The 19,487-nt window shown below is 70.1% G+C and carries 13 protein-coding genes and 1 other RNA gene; 9 read left to right on the top strand and 5 right to left on the bottom strand.

Annotation, left to right across the window (positions count from 1 at the left end):
• Nucleotides 1-7: 7 nt before the first annotated feature.
• The gene (locus U8525_RS05645; protein WP_374262055.1) at nucleotides 8-1,021 is read right to left on the bottom strand and encodes a hypothetical protein; all 1,014 of its coding nucleotides are present in this window, start codon (nucleotides 1,019-1,021) and stop codon (nucleotides 8-10) included.
• A 158-nt stretch (nucleotides 1,022-1,179) separates the two neighbouring features.
• Between U8525_RS05645 and ssrS the strand changes: the two genes are divergently transcribed.
• The 3 genes from ssrS (at nucleotide 1,180) to tyrS (ending at nucleotide 3,380) form a co-directional block, all read left to right on the top strand.
• Nucleotides 1,180-1,372: non-coding RNA, 6S RNA (gene ssrS / locus U8525_RS05640), on the top strand.
• Nucleotides 1,373-1,391: 19 nt separating this feature from the next.
• Nucleotides 1,392-2,021 carry a 5-formyltetrahydrofolate cyclo-ligase gene (locus U8525_RS05635; protein ID WP_374262053.1) on the top strand — a complete coding sequence of 210 codons (630 nt, stop codon included), beginning with the start codon at nucleotides 1,392-1,394 and terminating at the stop codon, nucleotides 2,019-2,021.
• 96 nt (nucleotides 2,022-2,117) lie between these two features.
• On the top strand, nucleotides 2,118-3,380 hold the full coding sequence (gene tyrS / locus U8525_RS05630; RefSeq protein WP_374262050.1) for a tyrosine--tRNA ligase: 1,263 nt from the start codon (nucleotides 2,118-2,120) through the stop codon (nucleotides 3,378-3,380).
• A gap of 31 nt (nucleotides 3,381-3,411) precedes the next feature.
• On the opposite strand, the gene U8525_RS05625 is transcribed toward tyrS, so the two are convergent.
• Complete coding sequence (locus U8525_RS05625; RefSeq protein WP_374262047.1) at nucleotides 3,412-4,227, bottom strand: SDR family NAD(P)-dependent oxidoreductase; 816 nt, start codon at nucleotides 4,225-4,227, stop codon at nucleotides 3,412-3,414.
• Between the two features lie 95 nt (nucleotides 4,228-4,322).
• On the opposite strand from U8525_RS05625, the gene U8525_RS05620 reads away from it, so the two are divergent.
• Nucleotides 4,323-5,489, top strand: coding sequence for a hypothetical protein (locus U8525_RS05620; protein WP_374262044.1), 1,167 nt, complete (start codon nucleotides 4,323-4,325; stop codon nucleotides 5,487-5,489).
• A 45-nt stretch (nucleotides 5,490-5,534) separates the two neighbouring features.
• Here the strand turns inward: U8525_RS05620 and U8525_RS05615 are convergent, their stop codons facing one another.
• Both U8525_RS05615 and U8525_RS05610 read right to left on the bottom strand, forming a co-directional pair.
• Nucleotides 5,535-11,561, bottom strand: a complete 6,027-nt coding sequence (locus tag U8525_RS05615; RefSeq protein ID WP_374262041.1) for an alpha-2-macroglobulin — start codon at nucleotides 11,559-11,561, stop codon at nucleotides 5,535-5,537.
• An 87-nt stretch (nucleotides 11,562-11,648) separates the two neighbouring features.
• The gene (locus tag U8525_RS05610; protein ID WP_374262039.1) at nucleotides 11,649-12,290 is read right to left on the bottom strand and encodes an SAM-dependent methyltransferase; all 642 of its coding nucleotides are present in this window, start codon (nucleotides 12,288-12,290) and stop codon (nucleotides 11,649-11,651) included.
• Between the two features lie 78 nt (nucleotides 12,291-12,368).
• Here U8525_RS05610 and U8525_RS05605 point away from each other — a divergent pair, with 78 nt between their 5' ends.
• A complete protein-coding gene (locus tag U8525_RS05605) occupies nucleotides 12,369-12,776 on the top strand; it encodes a hypothetical protein (protein WP_374262036.1) in 408 nt (135 codons plus the stop codon).
• Between the two features lie 51 nt (nucleotides 12,777-12,827).
• Complete coding sequence (locus U8525_RS05600; RefSeq protein ID WP_374262033.1) at nucleotides 12,828-13,115, top strand: hypothetical protein; 288 nt, start codon at nucleotides 12,828-12,830, stop codon at nucleotides 13,113-13,115.
• Here the strand turns inward: U8525_RS05600 and U8525_RS05595 are convergent, their stop codons facing one another.
• The gene (locus U8525_RS05595) at nucleotides 13,116-14,255 is read right to left on the bottom strand and encodes an acyl-CoA dehydrogenase family protein (RefSeq protein ID WP_374262030.1); all 1,140 of its coding nucleotides are present in this window, start codon (nucleotides 14,253-14,255) and stop codon (nucleotides 13,116-13,118) included.
• A 334-nt stretch (nucleotides 14,256-14,589) separates the two neighbouring features.
• Between U8525_RS05595 and U8525_RS05590 the strand changes: the two genes are divergently transcribed.
• From U8525_RS05590 to U8525_RS05580, 3 genes are read left to right on the top strand one after another with little or no spacing between them, the layout of a single operon-like run.
• Entirely contained in the window at nucleotides 14,590-15,690 is a 1,101-nt protein-coding gene (locus U8525_RS05590) for an efflux RND transporter periplasmic adaptor subunit (protein ID WP_374262027.1), read from the top strand.
• Nucleotides 15,691-15,726: 36 nt separating this feature from the next.
• On the top strand, nucleotides 15,727-18,876 hold the full coding sequence (locus U8525_RS05585) for an efflux RND transporter permease subunit (RefSeq protein WP_374262024.1): 3,150 nt from the start codon (nucleotides 15,727-15,729) through the stop codon (nucleotides 18,874-18,876).
• A complete protein-coding gene (locus U8525_RS05580) occupies nucleotides 18,876-19,439 on the top strand; it encodes a MarR family winged helix-turn-helix transcriptional regulator (protein ID WP_374262022.1) in 564 nt (187 codons plus the stop codon). Before U8525_RS05585 ends, U8525_RS05580 begins: the two co-directional genes overlap by 1 nt.
• Nucleotides 19,440-19,487 lie beyond the last annotated feature (48 nt).

The following is a 19,487-nucleotide window of genomic DNA, read 5'->3' as shown; positions in this document are numbered from 1 at the left end:
GGCGCGTTCACGGGCTGGCGCTTCCAGCTCCTTGCGACTCACGGCCCTGGACCCGCTTGCGACCGCGGGCCTGCTTCACCTGCGCCTCGTACAACGCTCCTTCCTTGGAGAACTGCTGGAGCTCGTGCTCCACCAGCGCGTTGCCCTCCGGCGCGGTCCACCCCCCCTGCACCGCCTGGCGCAGCGCGATCTGGGCGAACCCCGACTCCTGCGCCGCCCGCTTCACGCACGCCGTCCAGAAGAAGGCCTCCGCGCGCGCCAGGCCACTGCCCACACTGCGCGCCTGCTCCAGGAACCTGAGCGCCTCCGACTGCTGCTTGCGCAGGTAGTGCGACACGCCCATGCCCACCAGCGCCCAGGCGTTGTTCTTCTCCTTCTCCTGGGCCAGCACCAGCTGGAACTGCTGCGAGGCGGCGATGGGGTTCCGCGCGGCCAGGAACGCCTGCCCCTGCCTCAGCGTGGCCGCCACGTCCACCGGCTCCAGCCGGCGCTGCGCCGCCACCTGCGCGGCCCCACCGGACGGCGGGGGCTGCGCCGGGGCCTGGACCTGGCGCTGCTCCGGCGCCTGGCGAGGCTCGGGAGCCGCCGGCGGCGCGGGCGTCAGGGACGCGCCCTGCTCCTTGGCCCGGAGCACCAGCATGTGGTTCTTGAGCAGGGCCGGGGAGTCGCACTCATCCTCCAGCTTCACCACCCCGCCCAGCACGCCCTCGTCCACGTTGTAGACGAGCATCACCGGGAAGGTCTGGGACGGGGTGCAGGTGTCCCCCGTCTGACACAGGGTGATCTCCCCCAGGAAGACGTTGCCCTGGAACTCCCCGGTCAGGATCCGCTCGGCGACCTGGCGCTGGCAGGGCCCCCCGGCCGGCGCGGTGCCGTCCAGGCGATCCCCGCTCGAGCGCAACTCGATGGGGCCGAAGGCCTCCCCCTGGTAGGTACCGTTCAGCTGCGGACCCGCCCAGGCGAATCCGGAGGTGAGGCAGGCTACCGCCGCGAGAGCCAATGTTGGGGTCGGACGCAACATGTCGGGGACTCGGGCATCATAGAAGTCCACGGGGCGGCTTGTAAACGCGCGAGGACGGCTTGACCGCACGCTTCTCCATCCTTATCATTTTCCCAGAACATCCTGGGAATTTCCCTGTGATTCTAAGGACTTGTAGCGAGATTTGAGCAGTAAAGGTCTGTTCCCTGCGGGGTGCGTGATGCCCAGCAGAAATTCGAACCGATACGTCCATTCCGGGGTCCGTTTCGGTCGCCATGTGCAAGCCCTCCCCCTTCACCGGGGATGAGGGAAGCCTGCGGTGACATGATTTCGGTCCCCACCTGGCTTCCAAGGGTTCAATGGACGCTGGACACACGGCTCGGCGGGGGACTCTTTCTTTGGAGCGGCGGCGGTGAGCGAGACGGCGGTGGATACGGCGGCGGCGGCGGAGAAGAAGGTGACGCTTCGTGAGGAACTGACGGCGCGCCGAAAGGCGATGACCAACGACCTCATCGATGAGCGGGGCCTGAAGGTCCAGTCTCGATTCCTGGCGTCGCCCTACTATCAGAACGCACGCACGGTGGCCCTCTACGCCCCCATCCGGGGCGAGGTGCCCACCCGGGACATCCTCATCGCGGCGCTGCAGGACGAGAAGATCGTCTGCTACCCGCTGTCCCACGTGCACGGGCGCATCCTGGCCTTCCGGGCCATCAAGTCGGAGAGCGAGCTGGAGCCGGGGCGCCTGGGCGTCCGCGAGCCCACCAACTCCTCGGACCTGATCCCGGTGGATCAAATCGACCTCTTCGTCGTGCCGGGCCTGGGCTTCAGCCCGGACGGCAAGCGGCTGGGGCGAGGCGGCGGCTACTACGACGCCACCCTCAAGGCGGCCAGCCCGCGCAGCCGCCGGGTGGGGCTCGCCTTCGACGACCAGATCGTCCAGGTGCTGCCCACCACGAGCGACGACGTGGACATGGACCAGATCGTCACCCAGAGCCAGACGCTGCGCGGGCTCTACCGCAGCTGGGACTTCCTGGACACCTGAGCGGCTCCCGAGCCTCGGGGCGGACCTCCACGGGCGGGGCGGACATGGAAGTCCCGCCCTGCCCGTCGTCTTTTTTGGGCTAGTGTCCGCGGCGCCATGAACCCGGACGCACTGCGCAAGGCAACCCCCGAAGAACAGTTCGAAGAAGTCACCCGCGGCACGGTGGACCTGCACGTGCCCGAGGACCTCAAGAAGAAGCTCCAGCGCTCGTATGACCAGGGCAAGCCGCTGGTCATCAAGGCGGGCTTCGACCCCAGCCGTCCCGACCTGCACCTGGGCCACTCGCTGCTGCTCACGCGCATGCGGCGCTTCCAGGAGTTCGGCCACACGGTGGTCTTCCTCATCGGGGACTTCACCGCGCTCATCGGTGACCCGTCCGGGAAGAACGCGGCCCGCCCCCCGCTCACCCGCGAGCAGGTGAAGGCGAACTCGGAGACCTACAAGCAGCAGGTCTTCAAGGTCCTGGACCCGGACAAGACGGTGGTGAAGTTCAACTCCGAGTGGATCGACGCGCTGGGCACCGAGGGGATGATCCGCCTGGCGGCGCGCTACTCCGTGCAGCGGATGCTGGAGCGCGACGACTTCAAGAAGCGCTACCGGGAGAACCTCTCCATCGCCATCCACGAGTTCCTCTACCCGCTGCTGCAGGGCTACGACTCCGTGGCGCTGAAGGCGGACGTGGAGCTGGGCGCGACGGATCAGCTCTTCAACCTGCTGGTGGGCCGGCAGCTCATGAAGGAAGAGGGCCTGGAGCCGCAGGTCATCATGACCGGCCCCATCCTGGAGGGCCTGGACGCGAAGCTGGTGGACGGCGTCATCAGCGGCGCGAAGATGTCCAAGAGCCTGGACAACTACGTGGGCATCGACGAGCCGGCGGACAGCATCTTCGGCAAGCTGATGAGCATCACGGACGACCTGATGTGGCGGTACTACAAGCTGCTGTCGTCCATGCCGCTCAAGCAGGTGCTGGAGCTGGAGGAGAAGACGAAGTCCGGCCAGGCCCACCCCAAGGCCGCGAAGGTCGCCTTCGCGCAGGAGATGGCCGCGCGCTTCCAGGGAGCAGAGGCGGGCCGCAAGGCGGCGGAGGACTTCGAGAAGCGCTTCGCCAAGAAGGAGCTGTCGGCGGAGGACCTGCCGCTCGTGGAGGTGTCGCTCGCGGGCGCGGAGAAGCTGCTCGTCACGAAGCTGCTGCCGGAGACCAAGCTCGTCGCCTCCGCCACGGAGGCGCGCAAGCTGATGACCCAGGGCGGCGTCCGGGTGAACGGCGAGAAGGTCACCGACCCCAAGGCGGACCTGGGGGCCGGCGAGTACACCGTGCAGGTGGGCAAGCTGAAGGCGGCGCGGGTGAAGCTGGCCTGAGCGCCGCGGCGGGTGCCGCCCGGACCCGGGCTCAGGGCGCGGGCGGCTCCTTGGGCATCGCGCCTTCGTACAGCGCGGCCGAGCGCCCCATCATGAAGCCATGGGGCAGGAGCTTCATCATCGTCGCGAGGAAGCGATTGAGGACGCCGGGCACGGCGAGCTCTCGGCGGCGCGCGAAGGCCTCCACGGCGATGCGCGCGCAAGCCTCCGCGGACATGATGCCCAGGTCGCCCGCCTTGAACTTCCGGTCCAGGCCGGACAGCGACAGCATCTCCGTGGCGATGCCGCCGGGCGCGAAGACGGTGACGGACACGCCCTTCTTGCGCAGCTCGTAGGCGAGGCCGCGCCCGTAGCTGATGACGAAGGACTTCGAGGCCGCGTAGGCCGTCTGGTACGGCAGCGGCGCGAAGCCCGCCGTGCTCGCCACGAGCATCAGCGCCCCGCCCCCGGCCTGCTTCGCGAAGTGCGCGCCGAAGAGCTGGGACATGCGCACCACGCTGGTGATGTTGGTGGCCAGCAGCGCGTCGAAGGACTCGGGCTGCTGCTCCAGCGCGTGGCCGAAGTAGGTGACGCCGGCGTTGAGGATGACGCCGTCGACGGCGCGGCCTGAGGTGGCGGTCTCGAAGACGCGCGCGGCTTCACCGGGCTTCGTGAGGTCCGCGGCCAGGGGCAGCACCTGCACGCCGTGCGCGGACTCCAGCTCCGCCTGGAGCGCGGTGAGCCGGTCCTCGCGGCGGGCGACGGCGATGATGTGGGCGCCGTGCTCCTTCGCGAGCAGGCGGGCCATCTCCAGCCCCAGGCCGGACGACGCGCCGGTAATGAGCACCCAGCGGCCTCGGAAATTCATCGGTTTCATATCGGGCGCGTTTATTTCGCGGCGCGGCGCCGGGCGCAACCGGGGAACAGCGGGCTTCGGGCGCGCCTGTTAGAGTCCGGCGCACCATGCGCCTCTCCGGGTCGCTCGCCTGCTTCGTCCTGGCCCTCTCCGTGTCCCCCGTTGCCCACGCGGGCAGCGGCGTCTTCGTCACCGACGAGTCCGTGGACGCGGTGGAGCAGCCCGAGTCCTCCAAGGTCGTCTTCTCCGTGCAGCCGGGTGTGTCCTATCCGCTCATGAAGAAGGGAGGCCCCAACCGCGCGTGGTGCAAGCTCCAGGGGCCGAAGGCGGAGGGCTGGGTGCCGTGCGATGGCGCGCCCACCGACGCCGTGCAGAAGGCGCCGGACACGGACGCGCTCGTGCGCGCGGACCGTGAGAACACGCGCCAGCAGCTGGCGTCGCGAGGGGGTGGGGCATCGCTCGCGGAGGTCAGGCCCGTCGGGAGCGGAGCCGGTGCGGCGGCTCCCGCGGCGGCGCCGGACGACGAGGGAGCGGTCGCGGTGGCGGTGCGCGCACCCGCGGGCCGCGCTGCGGCTCCGGGCGAGGGCCCGGCCTGCGCGAGCACGTGTGATCAACCGCCCCTCTTCGCCAGGACCCCGGCGCTGTCCGCGCTGGACCGCGAGGTGCTGGACCTGTGCCCCGCGCGTCCCGACGCGAGCGTGAGCGCCGCGGACGTGCAGCGCTTCTTCGCGAAGCACTACGACGACGCGCGGGTGCAGCGCGCGCTGTCCGCCGCGGGCCGTCCGGGCTCCCGGCAGGCGAACATCGAGTGGCTCACGAGCCTGTGGGTGAGCACCGGTCCGCGCAACGCGTTCACGCACGTCTTCTGCGGAGACGACTGGCAGCGGGGCCCGATTGGCGGCCTCCACTTCCTGCCCCGCTACGCGCAGCTCGAGGCGGAGGGGAAGGTCTGCTACCAGGGCCCGGTGAAGGGCGAGGCCGCGGTGACGGGCGACCAGTACCTCATCCGCTTCAAGGGCCTGGCGCCGTGGTCCTGCGGCGTGAAGCGGACAGGGGGCTTCTCGACGTCGCAGGACGCGGTGTCCATCGCCGCCATCGGGACCCGCGCGTTCGCGCGCTGCTGTGCGCGCGGCGGGGCGAAGAAGGAAGGCGGCGTGTACTCGGCGCCGGACGTGGGCGGCGGCAACTGGCGCATCTGGTGCGGCACGCGCAACGGCACCTACGGCATCGCCACGCTGCACCCCACCGACGAAGCCGCCACCTGCGCGGAGTAGCGGACCGGCGCCGCCTGGAGCGCCGGCCCCCTCCCCTGCTGAGGCCTACGGCGCCTTGCCCACGGTGAGCACCGCGCCCGTGGAGTACGCGGTGAACTCCGGCGCGTACATGGACTGGAGCGTCGCCGGGCCCACGCGGAAGGTGCCCGCGAGGTTCGCGCGCAGCCGGTACTTGAACGTGTACTCACCGGCCGGCAGCGCCTCGAAGAAGAAGTTCGTCCCCGAGTCGCGCGTCTCCTCGTACCAGACGATGCCCTGGTCCCACTTGTGGCGCGACTGCGCGTTCTCCGGCTCCAGGCCCGCGGCGCGTGGGTCTCTCAGGTGCACGTACTCCGCCGCGTGCTTCGTGCGCAGGGACAGCTGCACCTCCACCTCGTCGCCGGGACGGAGGGTCGCGCCGTCGGACAGCGGGCGCAGCAGCGTCTGGTTGCCCTCGCGGATCCGCACGAAGTAGCGGCGCGACACCTGGAAGAAGTCCCCGCGCTCCTCCTTCGGCAGCTCCTCCGTGGAGAAGTGCCACGTCGCGGAGGCGATGGCGAAGCCCGGCGTCGTCTTCTCCACCACCGTCGACGCCGTGCTCGCGTTGACCTCCGGCCCGGAGAGGACCACCTGGTTCTTCTTCCCCGTGTACACGTCCGGCGAGAAGGTCATGGTCACCACCTTCGGGCCCACCGTCACCTTCAGATCCTCGCGCGCGGCCAGCGAGCCCTCCGCCTCCATGTAGTTCACCAGCGCGTAGAGCGCCTCCGCCGTGGCGCGCGTGGACTTCCAGTGGCCCAGCTTCTTGTCCAGGAGCAGCCACTGCACCAGGCCCGCGCGGCGAGGGTCCTTCGGGCGCAGCTCCGACAGCGTGCGCAGCGCGAAGGCGTGCGTCTCGGTGGCGTCGTTGTACCAGAGCCATCCCCGGTCCTCCGGCGCCCAGTACGTGCCCAGGTCCCGCGACGTCTTCGCGGAGTCCATCACGCTGTCCCAGACCTTCTGCGCGTCCTTCGTGCGCCGTGCCCGGCTCAGCGTCAGCGCGAGGTAGCCCTTGAGGTACGGCGAGTGCTGCTTCCAGTGCTTGAAGGAGAAGTCGAGCATGCGCTGCCGCTCGGCGACCGTGAGCGCCTCGCCCGTGTAGCGCGCGTCCGGATAGGCCGACGCCACGAAGTTGAGGAACGTGAGGAACTCCCAGCCCTGGTCCTTCGTCATCAGCCGGTTCGCGTAGTCGCTCCGGAAGTGCGAGGTGAGGTAGCCCCACGCGGGCTGCGTCATCGAGGGCGGCACCTCCACCCCGTGCTCCATGGCGCGCGACAGGCCGTGCAGGAGGTAGAGCGTCATGTACGGCGACGACGGACCGCCGGGCCACCAGGGGAAGCCTCCGTCCGCGTTCTGCGACTTGCGCAGCTTCGCCATCGCCGACACGCGCTGGGCCTGGGCCACCTTCGGATCCAGCACGCGCAGGAGCGCGTCGTCGGAGCCCGTCCCGCCCTTCGCCTCGTTGAGCCAGGGCGTCTCCTCCAGCGCCATCTTCCGGTTCGGGTCGACGTCGTCCCAGGTCTCGAAGCGCGTGCTCCGCTGGCTCAGGTCCTTGGCCACCTTCGCCACCGCCGGGTACTTGTCGAAGAGGCTGGACACGATGCCGGTGGACACGAAGCGGTTGAGCGTCTGCTCCGTGCACTCATAGGGGTAGTCCACCAGGTACGGCAGCGCCTGGAGCACGGAGTAGAAGAGCTGCGCGTCCACCGTCACGACAAGCTGCTCGTTCACGCGCGTGGGGTCGTCCGACCTCTTCAGGTCGTCGAACGTCAGCGTCCGGCGGTCCTGGTTGTTCAGCATCGCGAAGCGCGACTGCGACAGGTGCATGCGGCCGGGCAGCACCGGGAGGGGCCGCAGCTCGCCGTCGCTGAACGCCCCCGTCTTCGCGACGACGCGGAAGGCCACCGGCCCCACGCGCGCGGGCGTGATGATGGGGAAGCGCAGGTGCGTGCCCTTCCCCGCCGCCACCGTGAAGGCCTGCGTGGCCGTCTTCACGCCGAAGTCCGCGAGCAGGCTCTTCTGCGTGTCCGGATCCACGATGTCGAACGTGAGCTGGCCCTGCTGCGTCTGGGCGCCCGCGTTGTTCACCACGACCTCCAGGTCCGCGCGATCTCCCTCGCGCAGGAAGCGCGGCAGGTAGGGGCGCACCATCAGCTCCTTCACGCTGCGGGTGGACTTCTGCGTGGAGCCCCCGCGCAGGTCGCGCGTGAGCGCGTGCACCCAGACGTCCCACGCCGTCACCGAGTCCGGCACCGTGAACTCCAGCACCGCCGCGCCATCCGGTCCGGTGAGCAGCTGCGGAATCCAGAACGCCGTCTCCGCGAAGTTCGAGCGCAGGGGCTGCCCACCCGCCTCATCGGGCCCGGGCGCTCCCTTGATGACCTGGATGATCTCGCGCCGCTTCTGCTCCAGCACTCGCTCGCCCGAGGGCATGGCCTCCGCGGCGGACGGCGCGGGGGCGGGAGGAGGCGGCGGCGCCGCAGCGCGATCCTCTGCCTCCCGCTGGACGGCCCCGGGCTTCGCGGCCATGGCGCGCAGGCGGGTTCCCACGCCGAACCGTCGGTAGCCCGGCCCTCCCAGCCCGTAGCCGTCCTCGAACTTCAGCGCGTCCTCGCGGGGCTCCAGCACCGCGGTCCTGCCCGAGTCGAGCTCGTCGAAGAGCCAGTCCGCGCCGAAGCTCCCCCCGGACGACCGGACGTCCACGTACACCGACTGCTGCGGATACAGCTGCGCCACCTGCGGGGGCGTGTGCGGCCCGAAGACGTTCAGCGACTGATCGTACATGTACGCGAGCAGCTCCGCGGCGCCCGCCTCCAGCTTCGCGCCCTTCGGCCCCTTCACCGTCACGCGGAAGGTCTCCTTCGCGCCGGGCCGCAGCGTGTCCCGGAACGTGGCGAACTCCACGCTGAGCTCCTTGTCGTCGAAGGGCACGGCCACCGTCTGCTGGAAGCTCAGCGTCTGCCAGTCGCGCACCATCGACAGCACCACCGTGAAGCCGCCGCGCAGGGACTCCGTCACCGGAAGCTCCACCACCGCGCGCCCCTGCCCCGCCTTCAGTTGGCGGTGCTCGATGCGCTGGCGCCCCTGGTACACGTCCATCACCAGCGGCTGGCCCTCGAAGCCGGAGGCCACCAGCAGCCGCGCCACCTCGCCCACGCGCACGGACGTGCGCTCCGCCTCCAGGACCGCGGGCACCCCCGCCGGCGCCCGGGCCCCCGCCACCAGGAAGTCCTGCTGCGCGGTGGCCTTCTGACCGAACGCGTCCGTCGTCTCGTAACGCAGGCGGTAAGCGCCCGCGCGCAGGGCCGGCAGCTTCACGGTGGCGACGCCGTCCGCGCCATGCGTCACCGCGGCCTGCGCCACCTCCGCGCCGTCGTCCCAGCGCCGCAGGGTCTGCTCCACGTCGAAGTTCGTGTCCCAGCGCGCCCTGAGCGCGTCACCCGGCGTGGGAGACTTCTCCTTGCGCTCCTGCGCCTCCGCCTCCAGGGGACGGGGCACTTCGACCGGCGCCTCCGACGGCATCAGCGGACGGCCCGGCGCCTTCAAGGCGATGAGCCGCCAGCGGCCTGGGCCGGCCTGCGGCGCGCCATCCAGGTTGGAGCGGACGAGCCGCATCTCCGACGGGAGGTCCTCGCGCACGAAGCCCGCGTCGGACTCCACGCGGCCCTCCACCGACACGAAGCCCAGGCGGAAGGACCGGCTCGCGGAGCGCGTCTCGCCGCCCTCGTCCGTCAGGTCCGCCTCCACGCGGTAGCGCCAGGACATGCCCTGCGTCTTCGCGAGCCGCTCGTCCGCCTCCGGGGTGAAGGCCACGGTGAAGCCGCCGTCCTCGCCCACCGTGGCGGTGCCGGAGGCCACCAGCTCCGACGTGGTCGGGATGCGCTCCCAGAACCACCAGCGCGGGAGCACCGGCTCGCGCGACACGCGCCACTTCACCGCGCCGCGCGTCACCGGAAGGCCGAAGTAGTAGCGAGCCTCGCCCTGGAACGTGGCGCGTCGGTTGATCCGCAGCGCCTCCTGCGCGTCCTTCAGCGTCACCTCGAAGGTGGGCCGCTTGTACTCCTCCACGCGCACCCAGGTGGAGCCGTTGGGGCTCGTGCGCACGCTCCACTGGCCCAGGGGCCTGCCGGAGGGGATCTCGAACTCGCCGGCCACGGACCCGAAGGTGTTGGTGCGCGCCTCGCGCCTCGCCACCTCCTGGCCGTTGGGGTCGAAGAACGTCACGATCACCGGCGAATCCGGAAGGACGCGGTAGCGCTTCGACGCCTCCTCGGCCTGGTAGGCCACCACCTTCCACAAGAGCTTCTGCTGCGGCCGGTAGACGGAGCGGTCCGTGTAGATGAGCGTCTGGGGCTGCGAGGGCACCTCGTACGAGGGCGAGAGGTACACCGAGCCCGGGAACACCATCGCGCCCTTCCCCCGGCCCACCACCAGCAGCATGTCCTCGTAGCGGTCCGCCTCCGTCCCCTCCAGCACCAGGTCTCCATTCGCGTCGGTGCGGCGGCTGACGACGTTGAAGCGGCGCGTGCGGTAGTCCTGCTTCACCCGGCGCACCTCCACGTTCGGGACACCGGCGCCCGTGGCCCCGTCCACCACGCGCACCTCGGCCTGATGGGACCGGGCCTTGCGCACCGTCACCGCCCAGGGCGACACGGAGATCGGCAGGGACAGGAGCTTGCTGTCCTTCTTCGCGAAGTCCTCGCGCGTGGACACGACGATGACGTAGGTGCCCGGCTTGAGCGCGGGCAGCGTCACGAAGGTCTGGTGCCGCTGGAAGTCAGGCGTGGGCGGCAGCGCCGTGCTCCACGCGGCGTCCGCCTTGCGCGAGGCCACCAGGCGCAGCGCCTCCGCGTTGGAGGCATACAGCGACAGGTCCGCGTCCGGCTTCGCGAGCCGGGCCTCCACGTCCAGCGCGTACGCCCGGAAGTACACCGTGCCCAGGTTGCGGTGCTGCAACTGGATGGAGCGCTGCCCCGGCCCGTCCACCTGCATCACGGAGGCGTACAGCTCCGGGGCCTCGTGCTCCGCCATCATCGACCGGCACCGGGCGCCGCCCAGGGACTTCGGCCACGCCTCCGCGCCCGCCTTCGCCAGGGCGTGCGCCGTGATGGGCCGGCCCGCCGCGGCCTCCATCTTCGCGAGCTGGTGCTGCCCCATGGACCACCACGGCAGGTCCCGGAAGCCCTTCAGGTGCCCGGCCAGGTGCTCCCGGATGCGCCGCTGCTCCGCCGCGTCGGTGAACGACGTGGCCAGGACCTCGTAGCGCCGCAGGCGCGCCTCCAGGGCCGCCTCGCGCCGGCCCGCCGCCAGGTGCCACGCCTCCAGGTCCCCCAGCACCGCCACCCCCTTCAGCAGCGGATGCACGGACGGGTCCTTCAGCTCCACCTTCGGCGCGCCGGAGAGCAGCGCGCCCAGGTCCAGCCGGTACACGCCCTGCTCCTGCTCCGGGCGCCACAGCCGCGTGTTCTCCAGCGAGGCCACCCACAGGTACGTCACCGCGTCGCGCACCGTGGAGCGGATGCCCTCCGGATACGTGTTGGGCTCGATGTACTCGGACAGCACCTTCACGGGCTCGGTGCCGAACCTCTCGCGCAGCGCCCAGACGGCGGCGTAGGCGCGCTGGAGCTCCGCCACCAGCTGATCCTTCGTCCACGCCTTCAGGTCCACCGGCCCGGTGGTCGCCACCTGCTCGCGCTGGCCGATCTCATAGCCGTAGGCGTCCAGGTAGTTCGCGAGCACCGCCGCGTAGAACAGCTGGAGCGTGGCCTGCTGCCGAGGCCCCTCCGGCCAGGGCTGCTCGCGCAGGAAGCGCACCGTCGTCTCATAGCCGTGCAGCCGCGTGCGCAGTTGCACCGTGCGCACCAGCGCGCGCGTCCACTCGTCCGCGTCGCCCTGGGCCTTCGCCTCGGCCAGCCGGGCCTCGGCCCCCTGCGCGGCGGACTCCACCTTGTCGTCGGCGACGAGCGCGTCGATGGCCTTCCATGTCGGAGGGGCCTTCGCCGCGGGGGCCGCCACGGACAGGGAGGAGACGAGGAGGACCAGCAGGCACGACACGACGGCGGATGGACTCGGGCGCGGTGGAGGAGACATAGGGGCGGCACTCTAGACGCCGCCCGCGCCGCTGGCGTTCCCTTCGCCGTTTCAGGGGGGCGACGGCGCCGGGGCCCTGCGCCGCAGCCCCACCACGTAGACCTCCATGCTGGCGCCGCGCGTGGCCTCCGGGCGGACGATCTTCACCTCCTCGAAGTGCTGGCGCACCTCGTCACGGAAGGCCTCGAAGTCGCCGCCCATGAAGACCTTGGCCACGAACGTGCCGCCGGGCCGGCCGCGCGTGGCGGCCACCTCCAGCGCCTTGCCCGCGAGCCGCAGGCTGCGCGCCTCGTCCGTGCTCTTGATGCCGGACGTCTTGGGCGCCATGTCGGAGATGACCGCGTCGTAGGGGCCGTCGTACAGCGCCGCCAGCTTCGCGTCGAAGTCGTCCGCGAGCACGTCCAGCACCGCCGTCGCCACCCACTTCTGGGAGAACGGCCGGATGGCCACGATGTCCACGCCGACGACGCGCCCGTTCATCCCCACCGCGTCCGCCAGGATCTGGAGGAACCCGCCCGGCGCGGCGCCCAGGTCCAGCACCGCCGCGCCCTTCTTCACGGAGCCTGGAAAGCGCTTGAGGATCTCATCGACCTTGAACGCGGACCGCGCCCGCAGGCCCTCTTGCTTGGCTTTCTGGAAATAGTGGTCTTTAGGACGGTAGGGCTTGCCCATGTCAGAAGCCGTCCCTAGCATCCGCTACTGTCTTCGGAAAGCCGGAGCAGTCGCGGCCTGTCGTCGGCCGCGCCAACGGAATTCCGGAGGGTTGGTGGCATGGGCACCCGGAGCGTGACAGCGGCCTTGTGCATCTCCCTGTTCTGCGCGGGTGGGGCCGCGTTCTGCTACGCCCGCTCCGAGGCCCTCCAGGCCGAGGGGCGCTGGCTGATGGCCCGGGGCAGCGCCCAGGCCTCGGACTTCGCCCAGAAGCTGGACGGCACCTCTGTGGACGCCCAGTTGAAGACCTTCAAGGAGCGCCGCGGGGTGATGGAGCAGGCCCACCGCTGGCAGCGCGGCATGCTGCTGGGCATCATGGCCGCCGTCCTGTCCGCCCTGTCCTCCTACGTCCTCTTCCTGCTCAAGCGGCTGGACGATCAGCTCCTGGACGCCACCGGCGAGCTGCGCCGGCCCCAGGAGGCCTCCTCCCTGCCCACCCCGGCGCTCGCGCCCAGCGTCCAGCGTTAGGCGGGACTCTGGCAGGATGCCGCCCCGTTACCGTCTGACGGGAGGACCGCCATGCCCGGCTGCGCGCACTGCGGACGCACGCTCGACATCATCGCCAACCAGGTGGGCCGGCGCGACACGTGTCCCGGCTGCGAGGAGGACCTGCGCTCGTGCCGCAACTGCCGGCACTTCGACGAGTCCGTGGCCAAGGCCTGCAAGGAGCCCTTCGCGGAGGTGCCCCGCGACAAGGACGAGGCCAACTTCTGCGAGCTCTTCCAGCTGGGTGAAGGCGGCCTGCACGAGAAGGCCTCGCGCGACGCGCTGCTCAGCGCCGCCGAGGCCCTCTTCGGCCGCAAGTAGCTAGAAGCCGTACAGCTTGGAGATGATCTCCTTCATCACCTCGGAGGTGCCGCCGCCGATGGTGATGAGCCGCACGTCGCGCCACATCCGCGCGATGGGCGTCTCCTCGATGTAGCCCATGCCGCCGAAGAACTGCTGGCAGTCGTAGGCCACGCGCTGGGCCAGGTCTCCGGCGAAGAGCTTCGCCATGGAGATCTCCTTCACCGGGTCCTGCTTCCGGTCGTAGAGGTCCACCGCGAAGTACGTGAGCCGCCGCGCCGCCTCCACCGCCGCCAGGTGCTCCACGAACTTGTGGCGCCACACCTGGAACTTGATCAGCGGCCGGCCGAACGCCTCGCGCTCGTTGCCGTACTGGATGGCGTCCTCCAGCATCCGGTCCATGCCCCCCACCGTGGTGATGGCCCCCACCAGGCGCTCGCCCTGGAAGTTGGTCATGATGTGGTAGAAGCCCTGGTTCTCCTCGCCCAGCACGTAGCGCGCGGGGATGCGGCAGTCCTCGAAGTAGAGGATGGCCGTGTCCGAGGACAGGTTGCCCACCTTGTCCAGCTTCTTGGAGACGCCAAACCCCTTCACGTCCGTGGGGAACGTCACCAGCGAGATGCCGCCGTAGCCCTGCTCCCCCGTGCGCACCGCCAGCGTGATGAAGTCCGCGCGCGTGCCGTTGGTGATCCACATCTTGGAGCCGTTGATGACGTAGTCGTCGCCGTCCCGGCGCGCCGTCGTCTTGATGCTCGCCACGTCGGAGCCGCACCCCGGCTCGCTCACGCCCAGCGCCGCGATGCGGTCGCCCTTGAGCGCGGGCTCCAGGAACTCGCGCTTCTGCTCGTCCGTGCCGATTTCGTTGATGATGGGCGTGGCCATCTGGCTCTGCACCAGGAGCGCCATGTTCACGCCCGCGTTGCGGCTGCGCGACAGCTCCTCCGCGAACGCCGTCACGTACCAGTAGTCCAGGCCGCTGCCGCCGAACTTCGGGTCGTGGTTGATGCCCAGGAAGCCCAGCTCGCCGCACTTCTTGAACAGCTCGCGCGGGAAGATGCCCGCCCGGTCCCACTCCAGGCCGTAGGGCGCCATCTCCTTCTCCACGAAGGCGCGCACCGACCTGCGAAACGCCTCGTGCTCCTCGGTGAACGGGTTGAGCATCGCGAGTCCTCGGGGGTTGTCCCGCTGTGGGTTGATTCGCGAGTCAATAACAGGCGCCCGCCGTCAGCCACAAGCGACGCGCCGCGTCCCCACACCCCGCCCGGCACCCGCCCTTTCCGGTGACGCAGCGCGCAGTGAAGGGGTTGTGAAGAAGTCTGAAGCCCTGCACAGCGAGCGGCCAACCCCGCGGGATGACTGGAGAGTGGATAGTCCGCACTCCGGAGTATCCTCTTGACAGATAATCGAGTGTCGGTAATTTCTAGCCCACAAAGAATTAGCCGGAGCAGGTGCCAGGGCGGGTGTCCCGCCGGCGAACCGGCAGGAGTTCGGACGCGTGAATCAGCGAATCTTGGCTGCCGTGGTGGCCGTGGCGGTGTCGACGGCGGGGTGCTCGAAGGCGGGCGCGGAGAAGGCGCAGCTTCCGACGCAGGCGGAGGGTTCCAACGCGCTGGGCGTCAAGGCCATCACCCCGGCCACGGAGCTGGAGCAGAACGTGACGCGGGTCACGGGCCAGGTCCGCTCCAAGCAGGAGGCGGTGCTGGGTCCCCAGGCCACCGGCACCCTGGCGAAGGTGAACGTCCGGGTGGGCGACAAGGTGAAGAAGGGCGACGTGCTGGCGCAGCTGGACACGTCCAACGTGGCCATCGCGGTGGACCAGGCGAAGGCGGCCAAGGACATGGCGGACGCCGCGCTGCAGCTGGCCACCAGCAACCTGGAGCGCACGCGCAAGGTGGCCGAGTCCGGCGGCGTCGCGGCCAACGCGCTGGAGCAGGCGGAGATCGCCCAGAAGCAGGCCGCGGCCCAGGCGGCCCAGGCCAGCGCGGCCTACCGGCTGGCGGTGGAGAACCTGCGGGACCACTCCATCGTGGCGCCCTTCAACGGCATCATCACCGCGCGCAACAAGAACGTGGGTGACTCCGTGGCGATGACGCCCTCCACCCCGGTGTTCAGCATCGTGGACACGGACGGGCTGGAGGTCCGGATGATGGTGCCGGAGTCCGTCATCGACAACGTGACGCCGGGCATCGTGACGCCGGGCACGGTGAACCCCAGCGGCATGCGCTTCGAGGCGAAGGTGACCAACGTGGGCGCCGTCATCGACGCGCAGAGCCGCACGGTGGAGGTGCTCGCGGACGTGACGGGCACGACGGAGCACCCGCTGCGCCCCGGCGCGCTGGTGGAGATGGACTTCTCCAAGGCCGCGGGCGACGCGGGCAACGGCCTGTTCCTGCCGGCGCAGGCGGTCAGCGCCCGGGGCCAGGACGGCTTCGTGTGGGTGGTGCAGGACGGCACCGTGCGCAAGCGCGACGTGCGCGTGCAGCGCGTGCTGCCGGGCTACGTGAAGGTGCTGCAGGGCCTGACGGCGGAGGAGCGCGTGCTCGCCGACGCCTCGCTGGACGTCAAGGACGGGACCGCCGTGCGCGTCGCGCAGTAGCGCCCCCTCCTCCCCTCTTCTTCCCTGGGTATCTGAATGCTCAAGACCTTCATTTCACGGCCCATCTTCACCGCCATGCTGATGCTGGCGGTGGTGGTGTTCGGCCTGTTCGCCTATCCGAAGATCGGCGTGGATCAGTTCCCCGACGTCGACTTCCCCGTCGTCACCGTGACGACCGTCCTCCCGGGCGCGGACCCGGAGACGATGGAGAAGAACGTCTCCGACCCGCTGGAGGAGGCGCTCAACACGCTCAACGGCGTGGACGTGCTCAAGTCCATCAACCTGGAGAGCGTTTCGCAGATCGTCGTGCAGTTCAAGCTGTCCACCAAGGTGGACATCGCGGCGCAGGACGTGCGCGACCGCGTCCAGGCCACGCTGAGCAAGCTGCCGGATGAGGTGGAGACGCCCGTCGTCGAGAAGTTCGACATCGGCGCCGCCCCCATCATCACGCTGGCGCTCGCGGGCCCCCTGCCGGTGGAGGAGCTGACGCGCGTCGCGGACGACGTCGTGAAGCCGGCGCTCCAGCGCAACCCGGGCGTGGGCAGCATCGACATCGTCGGTGGCCGTGAGCGGGAGATCCAGCTCGTGGTGGACCCGCAGCGGCTGCGCGGCTTCGGCCTGGCCATCAGCGACGTCAGCCAGGCGCTCAAGGCCCAGAGCCTGGACGTCCCCGGCGGCCGCAGCATGGACAGCGGCCGTGAGCGCGTGGTGCGCCTGACCTCCGAGGCGAAGAGCGTGGAGGACATCCGCAACATCATCATCACCAGCACGGCCGGCGCGCCGGTGCGCGTGCGCGACGTCGCGGAGGTGGTGGACGGCCCCGCCGAGCAGCGCTCGGGCGCGAAGAGCGGCGATCGCAGCGCGGTGGCGCTGGTGGTGCGCAAGCAGTCCGGCTCCAACACGGTGCAGGTGGCGGACCTGGTGCAGGAGTCGCTCGCGGACATCAACAAGACGCTGCCCGCGGGCATCAAGGTAGAGACGGTGACGGACAACGCGCGGTTCATCCGCTCGTCCATCCACGCCGTGCAGGAGGACCTCATCCTGGGCGGCGTGCTCGCGGTCCTCATCGTGCTGGTGTTCCTGCGAAACCTGCGCTCCACCATCGTGGCGGCCATCGCGCTGCCGGTGTCCGTCATCGGCACGTTCGCGGTGATGGCGGCGCTGGGCTTCACCTTCAACATGATCACGATGCTGGCGCTGACCCTGTCCATCGGTCTGCTCATCGACGACGCCATCGTGGTCATCGAGAACATCGTCCGTCACATGGAAGAGGGCGCCTCGCCCATGCAGGCCGCGCTGGAGGGCGCCGGCCAGATTGCCCTCGCGGTGCTCGCGGTGACGCTGGCCATCGTGGCGGTGTTCATCCCGGTGGCCTTCATGGACGGCATGATCGGCAAGTTCTTCTACCAGTTCGGCGTCACGGTGGCGGTGGCCACGCTCATCTCCTACGTGGTGTCCATGACGCTCACGCCGATGCTGTCCTCGCGCCTGCTGCGTGAGCACGGGCACCCGACGGGCATCTCCGCGGCCGTGGAGAAGGTGCTGGTGGGCATGGAGAGCGGCTACCGGAAGATCCTGGGTGGCATCCTCCGCCACCGCGCCCTCACGATGATCGTCGCGGTGGTGGTGCTCTTCGCGACCTTCGGCCTGGCCCGCTTCCTCAAGTTCACGTTCATCCCGGAGCAGGACAACGGCAACATCAAGCTGACGGTGGAGCTGCCCATCGGGTCCACCATCCAGCAGACCCAGTCGCAGCTGGACACCTTCGCGGCCCAGGTGCGCGCCCTGCCGGGCATCGACTCCACGTTCACCACCGCCGGTGGCGGCGTGCAGGAGGAGGTCCACAAGGGCGAGGTGCTCATCAACCTGAAGCCGGTGAAGGACCGCGCCTTCAAGCAGAGCGAGCTCAAGGCCTACCTGCGCCAGGCCATCAAGCCGCCCGCGGGCGTCACGGTGGCGGTGCAGGACGTGGCCGCGGTGTCGGGCGCCGGCTCGCGCTCGCAGCAGGTGCAGTTCAACCTGCGCGGCGACAACTGGAAGGAGCTGACCGAGTCCGCGGAGAAGATGCGCCAGGCGATGCTCAAGAACCCGGGCCTCACCGACGTGGACATGACGTACCGCTCCGGCAAGCCGCAGTACGACGTGCAGGTGGACCGCGACCGCGCGGCCACGCTGGGCGTGCCGGCCGCGTCCCTGGGCGCCACGCTGCGCGCCTACCTGGGCCAGGACAAGGTGCTGGACTACCGCGAGGGCGGCGAGACGTATGAGGTGAAGCTGCGCCTGCCGCCGGAGACGCTGGCCTCCGCGGACGCGCTCGGCCAGCTGGCCGTGCGCGCCCCCACCGGGCAGCTGGTGGAGCTGCGCAACCTGGGCCGCATCGTCCCCGCCGAGGGCCCGGTGCAGATCGACCGTCAGTCGCAGCGGCGGCAGATCACCATGCTGGCGAACCTGAAGGAGGGCTACGCGCTCTCCGACGCCATCTCCTACATGCAGAGCTACGCCTCCACGGAGCTGCCCAAGAGCGTCGTGGGCGAGCTGGAAGGCAACGCGAAGGAGCTGGGCAAGTCGGTGGCCGCGTTCGGCACCGCGCTGCTCCTGGGTATCATCCTCATCTACATGATCCTCGCGGCGCAGTTCGAGAGCCTCATCCACCCGTTCACGATCATGCTGTCCCTGCCCTTCGCCTTCATCGGGGCCATTGGCGGCCTGCTCATCACCGGCCAGTACATGTCCATGTTCGCCCTCATCGGGGTCATCATGCTCATGGGCCTGGTGGTGAAGAACGGCATCCTCCTGGTGGACTTCACGCTGCAGGTCCGTGAGAAGGGACGCACGGCGCACGAGGCGCTCCTGGAGGCCGCCCCTGTCCGCCTGCGCCCGATCCTCATGACGACCATCGCGATGATCGCCGGCATGATCCCGGTGGCGCTGGCGAAGGGCGACGGCGCGGAGACGCGCGCGCCCATGGCCATCACCATCATCGGCGGCCTCATCACCTCCACGTTCCTGACGCTGGGCGTGGTGCCGGTGGTGTACTCGCTGCTGGATCAGCTGGCCGCGCGCTTCAAGCGCAACAAGGGCAGCGACGCCGGCTTCGCGGGTGGCTCCGGCGCGGCGCATGGTCCCGTCAATCAGGACCGCGAGCGGGAGGCCGCCGCCGCGGCGGCCCGGGTGGAGACAGCCTGATGCGCCGCCCCACCTCCATCACGTCTCCCTCGGAGCTCGAAGAGCGCTCCGAGGGGAAGGACGAGGCCGCCGACGCGAAGGCCGCGATGGAGCGCCTGCTCCAGGAAGGGGACCAGTCCACGCCGGACTCGCGCCGCTTCATGGGGCTCATCCGGGAGCTGGCCCGCTTCCGCTCCCTGAGGGATCCGCTGGCCAGCCTCTGCGATGACATGCGGCTGACCCCGACGCAGGTGCACGCGCTGGGGTGGCTGGGCATGGACGGCCCCATCCAGGTCGGGGTGCTGGCCCAGCGCATCGGCATCACCAAGAAGACCATCACCGGCGTGGTGGACCGCCTGGAGGACATGGGCATGGTGGCGCGCGGTCGGGACGCGGAGGACCGCCGCGCCGTCACCGCGAAGCTCACCGAGCGGGGCTGTGAGGTCTACCACCTCATCCAGCTGATGACGGACGCCGGCATCCGCCGCCTGATGGGCCTGCTCCCCGAGGATGACCGCGAGGCGCTGTTCGGCATCATCGAGCGGATGATCGCCCGCATGAAGGCCAGCGCCCCGCCGCGCTGAAGAGGCACGGCAGGTGCGTGGAGGGGCGCGGGCTGCGACACTGCCCGC

This window comes from Corallococcus sp. RDP092CA (genome assembly GCF_041903675.1).
Lineage (GTDB): Bacteria > Myxococcota > Myxococcia > Myxococcales > Myxococcaceae > Corallococcus.
This window is presented reverse-complemented; position numbering and strand designations above follow the sequence as displayed.